Raw genomic sequence first — 13,802 nt, forward strand, 5'->3', positions numbered from 1 at the left:
TTGGAGCAAGTTCTTTACTCAAATAACTCTTTAATATGGTTATAATGATAAGAAGAGATCAGTTTTTTAGTTATGGGGGGGAAGTTTCCTTGAAAGAATTAGAAGCCGCTTACCTAGCTGGAATCATTGATGGAGAAGGGTCAATAACCCTAACTAGGAATCATACTGGAGAACGTCGAAGACCATTAATATCCATTGCTTCAACAGATATAGAACTACTTGAATACATAAAATCGATCGCAGGAGGTTCAATTTCATCAAAGAAAAACGATTCTCCGAATAGTCATAAAGACTCTTATACACTAACAATAAAAAAGAAAGCAGAAGTCTTCGCTTTATTAATATCTATTAACCCCTATTTAAGAATATCCTCTAAAAAGCAAAGAGCTGAATTTATCTTAAATAACTATGAGAAAGTAACTGTACGAAATGGAAAGTATTCACAGGAAGCACTTACATTAAAGCAGAAATTTGAGGAAGATTTTCTTAAAATAAAATAAAAAAACCACCATAATTATGTATGGTGGAGACGGTGGGACATGTGATTCCATGCTTTCGTCATGGCACTGACTATCTCTTGAACTCAAAAAAACTTGAGTCCCTTGGCGTATTATGCACATTATAGTTTTGCCTATCATTAGGCGGAATGTACATCCTAGTACTACCACTTGGGCAGCCTATGAGTCGATACACGGCTGAAGGATTACTCCTCATACCGCTCGGGATTGCCGTTCTGTTATTGGTTGTTCAAAAATTCCGGGAAAAATAGCTATCGAATCTCTTTGTCAGCTTGATTATCCGTTTCTCACGTATGTGGAATACGCTTTGATACTCTAATCTTCGCTTCCTCGATCTTCTCGGCTCTTTTTTTCCTCATTTTTGAACGACTATTTATAACAGGGTAGGTTTCCCCGATTAAGCCAAGTTTTCACTTATGTGTTGCCACATAAGGCGACTATTTACTAATCGAACCCACGTCCAGAGATAACGATACTTAAGCTTCTACGAGCGTAGTCGGTCTATTGGCGATTCGCCATCACTTCGGCCGACAGACAGGCTTCCATGTGGCTAACCTGATTGATCTCTTCCTATTACCTTCAGGTGGTAGGCTCTAGGCGTATCCCACTTAGAGTGAGTCCCTGATCCTTCACATGGGCGATGAAGGGAGGAACCGCTAGCAGGGTTTTTACGCCGCTGCTAAAGCGAAATTGTTATCTTCTTTGCCAACTATAGGCGATGGGCGTTTTATACGAGGACACCCAGCTCGGCTCGCCACTTAAGCTCGACCTATCCCTGTCGAATCCAGAACGTCCCCATGATTAAGTGTGTTGCGGAACCCGCAGCAACTATAATGGAAAAGTTAGGACAGATCGTTTATATTATTCACTTGTTTTTCCTAACGACAAATACAATTATAACACATGTGCGTATCCAGTCAAATGGTAAGGAGCACCAACCGTTCCAATTCCTACGTTAACGGCCTAACTGACTGTCCTTAAACGCACGCTCAATGTCACGCTTAGCTGCCTTCTTCTTCAAGTCCTCACGCTTATCGTATTTCTTTTTCCCTTTACCAAGGCCAATCAATACCTTTGCAAATCCATTTTTAATATAAATCTTTAACGGAACGAGCGTATAGCCTTTCTCTTTCGTTAAACCGATCAGCTTATTGATCTCTTTACGGTGCAACAAAAGCTTACGTGTACGAACAGGATCGTGGTTATAACGATTTCCTTGTTCATACGGACTAATGTGTAGATTATGAAGCCATGCTTCTCCACGACTGACACGAGCAAAGGAATCTTTTAAATTGACGCGACGGTTACGTATCGATTTAATTTCTGTCCCAGTTAGAACGAGTCCTGCTTCATACGTTTCTTCAATATGATAATCATGACGGGCTTTTTTATTTTGTGCGATTTGACTTCCTTCAGTTCCTTTTCCCATTTTCCTGCATCCTTTCTCATTCGCTCGTTCCTATATGATACCAAATGTATCAATAGTCTTCAATTTAAACGTGAAAAAGACCGCTCCAATGAGAGCAGCCTTTTACTTTCACTTTTAACTATATGATTCACACAACTCTGCACATGTATGACATGCTTCGGCACAGACTTTACAATGGTCGTGGTCATGCTTACTACATTCCTTTTCACACGCACGACAAATTTTCGCACAAAGTGCTAACATGTCTTTTAAAAATGGACTATTCGTAGTAATAGCTTTTAACGTCAAAGTACAAAAATCTGCACATTCGCGATCGGTACGAATGCATTCTCTCATATGATCAATATGTTCCTCCTCAAGACATGCATCGTAACATTGATTACAAGCTCTCACACAATCTTCTAATGCTTCATATATTTCTTCAAGTTGAGCGTTCATATGATTCATATTACTCACCTCCAGCTAGTCTTACTCTCTGCATTCCACCCCTTTCTTTTATTAAAACGTTTATGGCAAATAGGTGAGTGCTTTCACGGTGTCTTCTTTGCCGCGGGCACGGCTTCAGCTAACTTTGGAAAGAACACTCTTTTCTTTCCGAAGTGGACCTTCAGCTCGCGCTATTCCCGCAGGAAAGAGCATTGCTTCGTCGAGAATACATCGATTTGTCTCGACTGATAAAACATCAGAGCAAAGCTATTAGAGGAAGAGACAGTCTTCGTGTGTTTCTACTGCTTCTAGCATCTAATATCATGTTCAGGTGCAGGAACGCTGTAACGGCGAAGGTCTGTGTCATTCTTCATTTTGAAAACCTTTTGGCATAGGGAATCGTTAGCTAATGGACAATCAGCGCATTCTTTTGGACGTGTGTATTTCAAGGTTTGGTACTTTTTATCGAAACTATCGTATCGATAAGAGTGCTCCCTTACACCTTTCGAATTGGATTCAGGTAAGAAAAAAAACACTTCAGCTGCGAAGTGTACTGTAAACGATAGGTTACATATGTTCTTCTTGATTCTTCTTTGCAAAATCTAATTTTTTTGATTCGAGGTCAACCTTCTTTGCTTCAAGTTCTATTTCTTTCTCTTTTAATGAAAGCTCTGCCTTATGTTTATAGCCATAGTAAATGAGTGATAGAGCAACAATAACCGTAATGTAAAAGAAAAGATCCATTTACTCTCCTCCACCCTTTCTTTATTTATAACTTCTCCCTCCCTGATTTTACCATATTTTCCCTCGGTTAATCTAAAGAAAGCTCGGTGATTGTTAAGCTACTATGATTTGTCCGTAACTTTTTCTGTCTATCCGTGAACATTTTGATTTATCCGTAACTTTTTCTGTTTGTCCGCGAACATTTTGTTTTATCCGTAACTTTTTCTGTTTGTCCGTGAACATTTTGATTTATCCGTAACTTTTTCTGTTTGTCCGCGAACATTTTGATTTATCCGTAACTTTTTCTGTTTGTCCGCGAAAATGTCATTTTATCCGTAACTTTTTCTGTTTATCCGCGAACATTTTGTTTTATCCGTGAAAATCTCATTTTGTCCGCGAAAATGTCATTTTATCCGTAACTTAGAATTATTCTAACTTAACCAAGACACAACATGGTGCAATGAAAGAGTTGAAGTGGCACTTCGAACTTAGAAATAAAGACTTTCACTACTTCGAGCTGATATCATGCTAGATTTTATGGGTTCGATTAAAAAAGCAAAAAACAGGACCACCTCGTTTTGAGTGGTCCTGATCTTAAGCTATTCTATTTCCTCTTTTTCTTTCCCTTTTTCCGCTTATTCTTCGGTGCATTTTCGTAAAACCCGCCGCGGTCTTTCTTTTTCTTCTTATCTTTTTTCGGTTTACCGCCAAGGGTCAACCCGTCTGGATTTCGATCTTTCTTACGTGATTTACGGTTTCCACCTTCAATGACACGTGGGCGATCTTGTTTTTTCTCTTTACGTGGCTTCATGCCGACGACTTCAAAGTCAATGATTCGTTCTTCAACATTAACGTTAATCAGGCGTACGTCAATGCCATCACCAATTCTAAAGACATTCCCGCTTCGCTCACCAATCATCGCATAATGTTGCTCATCGTAACGATAGTAATCATCGGTTAAGTAACTGACATGGACAAGTCCTTCAATCGTATTCGGCAGCTCAACGAATAAACCAAAGTTCGTAACCCCACTAATGATTCCTTCGTACTCTTCGCCAACTTTGTCTTCCATGTACTGTACTTTTTTCATCTCATCGGTTTCTCGAGAAGCGTCTTCTGCACGACGTTCCATTTCAGACGAATGCTTCGTGATGCCTGGAAGTTTCTCTGACCAACTATGCTGTACTTTGTCACTTGTTTTTCCTTCAATTAAGTACGTGCGGATTAATCGGTGCACAATCAAGTCAGGATAACGACGAATCGGTGAAGTAAAGTGTGTATAAAAATCTGCTGATAAACCGAAGTGCCCGATGTTTTCCGGGTCATATTTCGCTTGTTGCATCGAGCGTAGCATCACTGTACTAATTACCGCTTCTTCCGGTTCACCTTTCACTTCTTCTAACAGCTTTTGTAATGCCTGTGGATGCACAGAGTTTGCGGTTCCTTTAACAACATAACCGAAATTCGTTATAAACTCTAAAAACTTATTCAGCTTTTCTTCATTCGGATCTTCGTGAATACGGTAAACGAATGGAAGCTTCATCCAATGGAAGTGTTCAGCGATCGTTTCGTTTGCTGCAAGCATAAACTCTTCGATTAAACGTTCAGCAACCGAACGCTCACGTAAAACAACATCTGTTGGTGTCCCTTCTTCATCCACGACCACCTTCGCTTCTTTAAAGTCAAAGTCAATCGCGCCACGTTCGAACCGTTTTTTACGAAGAATCTCTGCAAGCTCTTCCATTTGTTTAAAAAATGGAATGAGGTCCTCATAACGCTTCATCACTTCTTCGTCTTCTTCAAGAAGAATCTTACGAACATCTGTATATGTCATTCGTTCGTTTGTCTTAATAACACTTTGGAAAATATCATGATTAACGACTTCACCTGTTGGCGAAATTTCCATCTCACAAGATAGCGTTAATCGGTCAACTTGTGGGTTTAATGAACAAATCCCATTTGAGAGACGGTGCGGAATCATCGGAATGACTCGGTCCACTAAATAACAGCTCGTTGCTCGCTCAAATGCTTCCTCATCAATCGGAGATCCTTCCTTCACGTAATAAGACACATCGGCAATATGAACACCTAATAAATAGTTACCGTTCTCTAGTTTTTTCACTTGAACGGCATCATCTAAGTCTTTCGCATCAGCACCATCAATCGTAACGATTGTTTCATCACGAAGGTCACGACGGTTTTCAACTTCCGACGGGTCAATTTCATCAGGAACTGAATTCGCTTGGTCAATGACTTCTTGAGGAAACTCACCAGGTAAGCCGTGTTTATAAATGACAGATAAAATATCGACTCCTGGGTCATTTTTATGACCAAGAATATCTATGACTTGACCTTCAGCACTCATTCGTCCTTCAGGGTATTTCGTAATCTCGACAACGACTTTATGCCCATCTACAGCACCATGTTCTTTATTCTTCGGAATAAAAATATCGTTTGGAATTCGCTTGTCATCAGTGACAACAAAGCCGTAATGCTTATCATCAACATACGTTCCGACCGTACGTGTCACACCACGCTCTAAAATGCGGATGATGGCTCCTTCTGGCTTTTCACCCTTGGAATCGCCATGGAGACGAACAAGCACTTTATCTTTATTCATTGCTCCATTCATCTCTGCACTAGCAATATAAATATCATCGAAACCTTCGTCAGTTTTTACAAAAGCAAAACCTTTCGGGTGCATAATCACTTCACCACGAATAAGGTTTAACTTTTCCGGTATTCCGTATCGGTTACTTCGTGTGCGAACAAGTTCACCCGCTTCTTCTAATTCGTTGAGCAGCTTCACAAACTCCTTAAATTGACTTGAATCCTCAAGCCCAAATATTTCTTCTAAATCTGAAATTGCTAATGGTTTCTCTGCTTCATTTTTCATATACTCTAGTAGTTCGTCTTTTGTCATACTCATCTTGTTTGCCAGCTCCTTTCATGCGGGAACTTGCACACGAATGTTTAATCGTTCCAGTCTAGTTTTTCTAGAAACGCATAAATATCTTCGTGCAACTGATCCCGTTCTTTATCTAAAGTAATAATATGCCCCGACTCTTCAAACCATTTAAGGTCTTTCACTTCAGATTCCACTTCGTCATATATAATATTTGCACTATCAGTGTTAATCATTTCATCATGACGTGCTTGTACAACAAATGTCGGTGCATAGATCATATTGACATTTTCACGTACTTCTTGATTTAACTTTTGCAAGGCTTTCAACGTATTCATTGGGGTCTCTTGGAATTTTTCCATTTCAGCCTCGATTTGCTCATCGCTCTTGCCTTCCCATTTCTTATATTTTCTTGCATAAGCAAGAACCCCTTGATACATCGTTTCTTCACTTTTTATATACATCGGTGCACACATTGGTATAATTCCCTTTACTGGTAGTGTATACCCGAGCTTTAAGGAAAATACACCGCCTAACGATAAACCGCATACAGCAATTTCATCGTGGCCCATTTCCTTTAAATGATTGTATGCATTGACTACATCATCCCACCAATCTTCAGGACCTGTGTGAACAAGTTCCTCTGGTGGTACGCCATGACCTTTCATGTGCGGTGCATGACATGTATATCCTTTTCCGTTTAAAAAGCGTCCGATCATCCGAACGTCTGCTGAGTTCCCTGTAAAACCGTGTAAAAGTAGTACAGCACGGTTGCCGCCTTCTAAAGTAAATGGTTCTGGTTGCTTTACTTTCATAGTTACTAACTCCTTTTCTCGCTGCTTGTTCCATAATTTATTTTTTGGCAATAATCACCTATACTATTTTGCTTCTTCACCTGGCATATCGCAAAGAAAATGCTCGATTTCCTTTAACATTTCTTCTCGTTCGTCCCCAAACCAAATGTAATGCTTGGCGTTTGGAAAATAAAAAAGCTTTTTATTCTCAGATTGAATATGTTCATATATATATTGAGCACTCTTTCGAGGAACCAAACCATCACTTTCACCTTGAATAATTAATGTTGGTGCTTTTATGTTATCTAAATATGGTCGGAGTTGCCTCACCATTTTTGCAAATTCCTTCGTTGCTACTAGTGGGGTCTTTTTGATTTTTTCGCGATAAAATTTATATAGCTCAACATCGTCAAGACTGCCTCGAATCCCTTCAAGAACCCAGCCAGTGACTTCTGAAACAATTTGTTTTGGATTAATGTAATAAGCTGCAGCACTTAAGAGGACGAGTTTATCAACTGGATATTTAGAAGCAATATAGCTTGCGATCATGCCCCCCATTGAAAAACCGACCACATATACTTTTTCACAACGCTTTAATAGTTCTTCAACAGCAACGGTCGCTGCATACACCCATTCTTTATACGTGACTTTTTTTAACCCCGTTTCTATGTCATCGTGTCCTGGAAGAACAGGAGAATATACGAGCCACTTCTTCTTTTCAAAATGTTTTGTTATGACATCGATCTCTTTTGGTGTACCTGCAAAACCGTGTAAACATAAGCATCCAATCATTTTTTTATTCACTCCCCGCCTTCACAAATTCGGGATGTTATATGATCATGGTCGCATGACCTTGTCAATTGTCTCTATCTTTTTTATGCCCTTCCGTTTGCAAATTTAATCTCTATGCAACATATGGTCTATTACTCATATGTATATGATAGAATGAGTTTTTTGTTTTTCTGTCGTTGGCTGTGCCACGATTTTAAGACGTAAAAAAGCAGTAAGTTTAAGGATAAACTCACTGCTTCTGTTCTTCATCTTTATTACATGTAAAATGCTACTGCAATCGTTAATAAGAAGAAAAGCACTGCTAATACAATCGTCGCTTTGCTTAAAACCGCTTCTAAGCCACGTGCTTTCTGCTTCCCTACCATTTGTTCAGCTCCACCAGAGATGGCACCTGATAACCCAGCGCTTCGACCAGATTGTAATAATACGACTGTAATAAGTAAGATTGAAACAATAATTAGTAAAATTGATGCTACAGTTTGCAAACCCTACACCTCCATACCGACACTTAAACGTGTTTAAATAATACCATGAAATACTATTGTGTGCAATATGTAATGAATATTTGAACGATCGTCATACTTGTCCGTGATAAAAAATATAAATAGATTATAAGTTCAGTGAGAAAGGAGAGGAGATATGGATAGAAAAAAAGGTAATCGTTTCGCTAAATGGAGCTTTACATTAGGAGTGATTAGTTTTTTTAGCTATTTCTTTTTAGGTCCACTCAATTTCATTTTAAATATCATTGGAATTCTTTTAGGAGCTAAAGGGTATGATACCGCCGATCAATTTAAAAGCACAGCAAAAGCCGGAATTATCCTACATACAATTTCATGCATCCTTTATCTTTTTTACTTTCTCAAGAACGTTTATCCATGGCTTTGAGTGTCTATGTTCGGAATATTAGTTGTTGTGATCATTAGTTAGTTGGTTGTCTTGTCTGACCTTCCAATTTCTCTCTTTACCTCTATTTTACTTGATTATTGAGTCCTACAAAATCGAGTCCGGGTCGGCTGAGTCTGACTCAATTTTGTAGGACTCAACTCATGAATAAAAACGAGAAAAAGTGAATAAAATTCCGTATAAACTTTCCACACAAAACCGTTCACAAAATTTTCGGGGACCTGGTCCCCGAAAATTCACCTTAAAAAGAAGGAGGACTTGGTGCTATGACCAGGTCCTCCTTTGCTATTCGTTCATGGTCAAAAATGACCGATGAATTATTTGTTTAAGTTGTAGAATGCACTGTTACCAGCGTATTGGCTGATGTATTGTAGCTCATCTTCAATACGTAGTAACTGGTTGTACTTCGCTACGCGGTCTGTACGAGATGGTGCACCTGTTTTGATTTGTCCAGCATTTGTTGCAACAGCGATGTCAGCAATTGTGCTGTCTTCTGTTTCACCAGAACGGTGAGAGATTACGGCTGTGTAACCTGCGCGTTTCGCCATTTCGATTGCATCAAATGTTTCTGTTAATGTACCGATTTGGTTTACTTTGATTAAGATTGAGTTACCGATGCCTTCTTTAATACCACGAGAAAGCTTTTCAGTGTTTGTTACGAATAGATCGTCACCTACTAGCTGAACTTTGTCACCTAGCTTGTCAGTTAGTTGTTTGAAGCCTTCCCAGTCGTTTTCATCTAAGCCGTCTTCAATTGAAACGATTGGGTACTTAGAGCAAAGGTCTTCATAGAAAGCAACCATTTCTTCAGATGTTTTTACAACACCTTCACCTTTTAAGTTGTACTTTCCGTCTTCGAAAATTTCAGAAGCCGCTACGTCCATTGCAAGAACAACTTCCTCTTCTGGCTTATATCCAGCAGCTTCAATCGCTTCAATGATTGTAGATAAAGCTTCTTCGTTTGAAGCTAAGTTTGGTGCGAAACCACCTTCGTCACCTACAGCTGTGTTGTAGCCTTTGTCTTTTAATACTTTCTTTAAGTTATGGAAGATTTCTGCACCCATTTGAAGTGCTTGAGTGAAGCTCTCTGCTCCAACTGGCATAACCATGAATTCTTGAATGTCTACGTTGTTATCCGCATGCTCTCCACCGTTTAAGATATTCATCATTGGTGTTGGTAGAGTTTTTGCGTTGAATCCACCAAGGTATACGTATAAAGGTAAACCTAATGCTTCAGCAGCAGCACGAGCAACAGCCATTGATACACCAAGGATTGCATTCGCACCTAATTTTCCTTTGTTGTCTGTACCGTCTAACTCGATCATTAATTGGTCAATTCCAAGTTGATCAAGTGCATCGAAACCTACTAGTTCAGGTGCAATGACTTCGTTTACGTTTTCAACAGCTTTTAAAACACCTTTACCCATCCATGCATCTCCACCGTCACGTAATTCAACAGCTTCGTACTCACCAGTTGATGCACCACTTGGAACTAGTGCGCGACCATAAGCGCCGCTTTCTGTGTGTACTTCAACTTCTACAGTAGGGTTACCACGAGAATCTAATACTTGACGTGCATAAACATCTGTAATAATTGTCATGAAACATTCACTCCTTAAAGTTATATGATTTGAGCTTATCTATTTTCGATATTTTCTATGTTTAGCCTTTGTATATAAATGTAAACATCCACTTATCATCAAACATTCTGTCCAAATCGTGGGTACATTTACTTCTTAATTAATGATTTCCCTGTCATCTCAGCTGGTTGTTCAACATTTAGTAACTCAAGAACTGTTGGAGCTAAATCTCCTAATATACCGTCGTTACGAAGTTCTGCTCCGTTTTTCGTTACAATGACAGGAACAGGGTTGGTCGTATGAGCGGTCATCGGACCACCTTCATCTGTTTCAAGCATATCGGCATTTCCGTGGTCTGCTGTAATAACAGCATTTCCACCTTTTTCTACAATTAAATCGACGACTTTTCCTAAACACTCATCGACAGTTTCAACTGCCTTAATGGTTGGTTCTAACATTCCTGAATGTCCAACCATATCAGGGTTAGCAAAGTTTAAGACGATGACATCATGCTTGTCTGCATTAATTTCATCCAATAACCTGTCTGTCACTTCATAAGCGCTCATTTCAGGTTTTAAGTCGTACGTTGCAACTTTAGGAGAATCAATGAGAGCTCTCTCTTCTCCTGCAAACGTTTCTTCACGACCACCACTAAAGAAGAACGTTACGTGAGGGTACTTTTCCGTTTCTGCAATCCGTAATTGATTTAACCCGGCTTTTGAAACAACTTCCCCCATCGTGTTATCTAAGTTCGTTGGTTTAAAGGCAACAAACCCATCCACCGATTCACTAAAATGTGTCATACATACATAGTGAAGATTTTCAGGGAACTTATTCCCGCGGTCAAATCCGTCAAAGTTTTTATTAGTAAAAACTTGAGACATTTGAATGGCACGGTCGGGACGGAAGTTAAAGAAAATAACTGCATCATCATCTTGAATCGTACCACGTGGTGTCTCACCATCTTCTTTTGTCATGACAGAAGGAAGGACGAATTCATCGTGAATCTCGTTTTTATAAGAGTCTTGTAGTGCTTCAACTGCACTCTTATATTTCAAACCTTCGCCATAAACCATCGCGCGGTAGGACTTTTCTACACGATCCCAACGCTTATCGCGGTCCATCGCATAATATCGTCCTTGAATAGATGCAATCTCACCAATTCCTAATTCTCCGATTTTCTCTTCCGTTTGCTGTAAGTACGTTTCAGCAGATTGCGGTCCAACATCACGACCATCTAAGAATCCATGAATGTACACATTTTCAATCCCTTGCTCTTTTGCAAGCTCTAAGAGAGCAAACATATGCTCAATGTGACTATGAATCCCTCCATCAGAAAGTAAACCGTAAACATGAAGGTTCGTCCCTTTATCTTTGACGTGCTTCATTGCATTAAGGAACGTATCATTTTCTGCAAACTCGCCTTCACGAATCGCTAAATTTACACGAGTTAAACTTTGGTAAACAATACGGCCAGCACCGATGTTCATGTGACCTACCTCAGAATTACCCATTTGACCTTCTGGTAGCCCTACTGCTTCACCACTCGCTGTTAACGTAGAGTGAGGAAACTTATTCCAATAGCGATCGAAGTTTGGTGTATTCGCTTGCGCTACCGCATTTCCTTTCTCCTCATCTCGAAGGGCATAACCATCGAGAATAATTAAAGCTGTTGGTTGTTTACTCATTTCCTGCCTCCACTAGCTGAAGATAAGATTTCGGTTCGAGGCTTGCTCCTCCAACTAGAGCGCCATCAATATCAGATTGAGAGAGTAGCTCATGAATATTTGCTGGTTTCACGCTACCACCGTATTGAATACGAACAGCATTTGCCGCGTCTTCAGAGACACTTTCTTTAATCACGTTACGAATAACGCCACACGTATCGTTCGCATCTTCAGATGAAGCCGTTTTTCCTGTCCCAATTGCCCAAATTGGCTCATAAGCAATAACCGTTTCCTTCACTTGTTCTTCAGTTAATCCTTCTAGAGCAGCCTTCACTTGTTTTGTCACAACTTCAGCTGTTTGGTTTGCTTCACGCTCTTGAAGTGTTTCACCAACACAAACGATTGGAGTTATGTCATGTTTAAATGCAGATAGCGTCTTTTCGTTGACACTCTCATCTGTCTCTCCAAACATTTCACGACGCTCAGAGTGGCCGATGATCGCATAGTTTACACCAATATCTTTTAACGCTACTGGGCTTGTTTCACCTGTAAACGCTCCACTCTCTTCAAAGTGCATGTTTTGTGCACCAATTTCTAAATTTGTTCCTTCTGCTTCCTTTACAAGAGCATCAAGGAATAAATCTGGCACGCAGACAATCGATTCAACGGCGTCTTTTCCTGGAATAAGGCTCTTGACTTCGTTTACAAACTCAATTGCCTCACCCTTCGTTTTATTCATCTTCCAATTTCCTGCAATGATCGGTTTACGCATCTAAAGTACCTCCTGTAAAAAACAATGATTTATTCCTGATCGTTTAGAGCCACAACACCTGGAAGATCTTTTCCTTCCATAAATTCTAAGGAAGCGCCTCCACCTGTTGAGATGTGATCCATATTTTCTGCAAATCCGAATTTTTCAACAGCAGCTGCAGAATCACCGCCACCAATAACAGTATAAGTATCTTGTGCATCTGCTAGAGCACTTGCAACAGACTTCGTACCTGTTGCAAACTTTTCTAATTCAAATACCCCCATTGGGCCATTCCAAATCACAAGTTTTGAATTTAAGATAACGTCACGGAATGCATCAATTGTTCTTGGTCCAATATCAAGTGCTTCCCAGTCAGATGGAATGCTGTCAATATCAACAACTTGTGTATTTGCATGTTCGCCAAAATCGTCTGCAACTGTGGCATCAACTGGCATATAAAAATTAACACCTTTGTCTTTTGCTTTTTGCATAAATTGTTTGGCAAGATCAATTTTATCTTCTTCTAAAAGTGATTTCCCGATTTCATGACCTTGTGCTTTAACAAACGTATAAGCTAATCCGCCACCGATAATTAAGTTATCTACTTTGTCTAACAAGTTATCGATCACGCCAATTTTATCCTTAACTTTTGCTCCACCGATAATCGCGGTAAATGGTCGTTCTGGATTTAAAAGGGCTTTTCCTAATACTTCAAGCTCTTTTTCCATGAGTAAACCCGCTACGGCTGGCAAGTGGTGTGCGATTCCTTCTGTTGAAGCATGAGCACGGTGTGCCGCTCCAAACGCATCATTCACATAAACATCAGCAAGCTCAGCAAAATTTGTAGCTAAGTCTGAGTCATTTTTTTCTTCTCCAGCTTCAAAACGGACGTTTTCTAATAACACAACGCCGCCTTCTTCGAGCTGCTCAATTGCTTGCTTCGGTTCATCACCAAAAACTTCGTCCGTTTTGATGACTTCCTTGCCAAGAAGATCACTAAGACGTTTTGCGACAGGGTCTAAACGGAGTTCCTCAACAACTTCCCCTTTCGGACGTCCTAAATGGCTCGCTAAAATAACCTTCCCACCATTTTCCGTCAAATGCTGAATCGTCGGAAGGGCTGCGCGAATTCTTGTGTCATCAGTGACTTCTCCATTTTTCATCGGAACATTGAAGTCAACACGGCAAAAAACACGCTTACCTTTTACATCAATATTGCGGACTGACATTTTGTTCATCCCGGAATGCCTCCTTAAATTATTAAATACAAGGGAATTAGCCTCTATGAATGGTATGTAAAGAAGCTCGACT

At 39.9% G+C, this 13,802-nt stretch carries 13 protein-coding genes, 1 other RNA gene and 1 pseudogene; 2 read left to right on the forward strand and 13 right to left on the reverse strand.

The window, feature by feature from the left end:
* Positions 1–89: 89 nt before the first annotated feature.
* A complete protein-coding gene (locus LGQ02_RS17640; RefSeq protein ID WP_226515620.1) occupies positions 90–500 on the forward strand; it encodes an LAGLIDADG family homing endonuclease in 411 nt (136 codons plus the stop codon).
* A 463-nt stretch (positions 501–963) separates the two neighbouring features.
* Here LGQ02_RS17640 and ssrA read toward each other — a convergent pair.
* The 9 genes and pseudogenes from ssrA to secG form a co-directional block, all read right to left on the reverse strand.
* Positions 964–1,307, reverse strand: a transfer-messenger RNA (tmRNA) gene (gene ssrA / locus LGQ02_RS17645).
* Positions 1,308–1,473: 166 nt separating this feature from the next.
* On the reverse strand, positions 1,474–1,947 hold the full coding sequence (smpB, locus tag LGQ02_RS17650) for an SsrA-binding protein SmpB (protein WP_226515621.1): 474 nt from the start codon (positions 1,945–1,947) through the stop codon (positions 1,474–1,476).
* Between the two features lie 114 nt (positions 1,948–2,061).
* The gene (locus LGQ02_RS17655) at positions 2,062–2,394 is read right to left on the reverse strand and encodes a four-helix bundle copper-binding protein (protein WP_404802366.1); all 333 of its coding nucleotides are present in this window, start codon (positions 2,392–2,394) and stop codon (positions 2,062–2,064) included.
* Positions 2,395–2,705: 311 nt separating this feature from the next.
* Positions 2,706–2,933 (reverse strand): annotated as a pseudogene (locus LGQ02_RS17660) (hypothetical protein); the annotation flags it as partial.
* A 7-nt stretch (positions 2,934–2,940) separates the two neighbouring features.
* Entirely contained in the window at positions 2,941–3,117 is a 177-nt protein-coding gene (locus LGQ02_RS17665; protein WP_226515622.1) for a hypothetical protein, read from the reverse strand.
* Positions 3,118–3,700: 583 nt separating this feature from the next.
* Positions 3,701–6,025 (reverse strand): ribonuclease R, encoded by a 2,325-nt coding sequence (rnr, locus tag LGQ02_RS17670; protein ID WP_226515623.1) that lies wholly within the window; start codon positions 6,023–6,025, stop codon positions 3,701–3,703.
* A 44-nt stretch (positions 6,026–6,069) separates the two neighbouring features.
* A complete protein-coding gene (locus tag LGQ02_RS17675) occupies positions 6,070–6,816 on the reverse strand; it encodes an alpha/beta hydrolase (protein ID WP_226515624.1) in 747 nt (248 codons plus the stop codon).
* A gap of 63 nt (positions 6,817–6,879) precedes the next feature.
* On the reverse strand, positions 6,880–7,587 hold the full coding sequence (locus LGQ02_RS17680; RefSeq protein WP_226515625.1) for an alpha/beta hydrolase: 708 nt from the start codon (positions 7,585–7,587) through the stop codon (positions 6,880–6,882).
* Between the two features lie 254 nt (positions 7,588–7,841).
* Positions 7,842–8,072: a preprotein translocase subunit SecG gene (gene secG / locus LGQ02_RS17685; protein WP_226515626.1), complete on the reverse strand. Its 231-nt coding sequence runs from the start codon at positions 8,070–8,072 to the stop codon at positions 7,842–7,844.
* Positions 8,073–8,226: 154 nt separating this feature from the next.
* Here secG and LGQ02_RS17690 point away from each other — a divergent pair, with 154 nt between their 5' ends.
* Positions 8,227–8,475 (forward strand): hypothetical protein, encoded by a 249-nt coding sequence (locus tag LGQ02_RS17690; RefSeq protein ID WP_226515627.1) that lies wholly within the window; start codon positions 8,227–8,229, stop codon positions 8,473–8,475.
* A 335-nt stretch (positions 8,476–8,810) separates the two neighbouring features.
* On the opposite strand, the gene eno is transcribed toward LGQ02_RS17690, so the two are convergent.
* The 4 genes from eno to LGQ02_RS17710 form a co-directional block, all read right to left on the reverse strand.
* Positions 8,811–10,094, reverse strand: a complete 1,284-nt coding sequence (gene eno / locus LGQ02_RS17695) for a phosphopyruvate hydratase (protein ID WP_226515628.1) — start codon at positions 10,092–10,094, stop codon at positions 8,811–8,813.
* Between the two features lie 128 nt (positions 10,095–10,222).
* Positions 10,223–11,761: a 2,3-bisphosphoglycerate-independent phosphoglycerate mutase gene (gene gpmI, locus LGQ02_RS17700; RefSeq protein WP_226515629.1), complete on the reverse strand. Its 1,539-nt coding sequence runs from the start codon at positions 11,759–11,761 to the stop codon at positions 10,223–10,225.
* Entirely contained in the window at positions 11,754–12,512 is a 759-nt protein-coding gene (tpiA, locus tag LGQ02_RS17705) for a triose-phosphate isomerase (protein ID WP_226515630.1), read from the reverse strand. The genes gpmI and tpiA overlap by 8 nt, the downstream gene beginning before the upstream one ends.
* 29 nt (positions 12,513–12,541) lie before the next feature.
* Entirely contained in the window at positions 12,542–13,729 is a 1,188-nt protein-coding gene (locus tag LGQ02_RS17710) for a phosphoglycerate kinase (protein ID WP_226515631.1), read from the reverse strand.
* Between the last annotated feature and the right edge of the window lie 73 nt (positions 13,730–13,802).

It is taken from the genome of Bacillus shivajii (assembly GCF_020519665.1).
Classification (GTDB): Bacteria; Bacillota; Bacilli; order Bacillales; family Salisediminibacteriaceae; genus Bacillus_CA; species Bacillus_CA shivajii.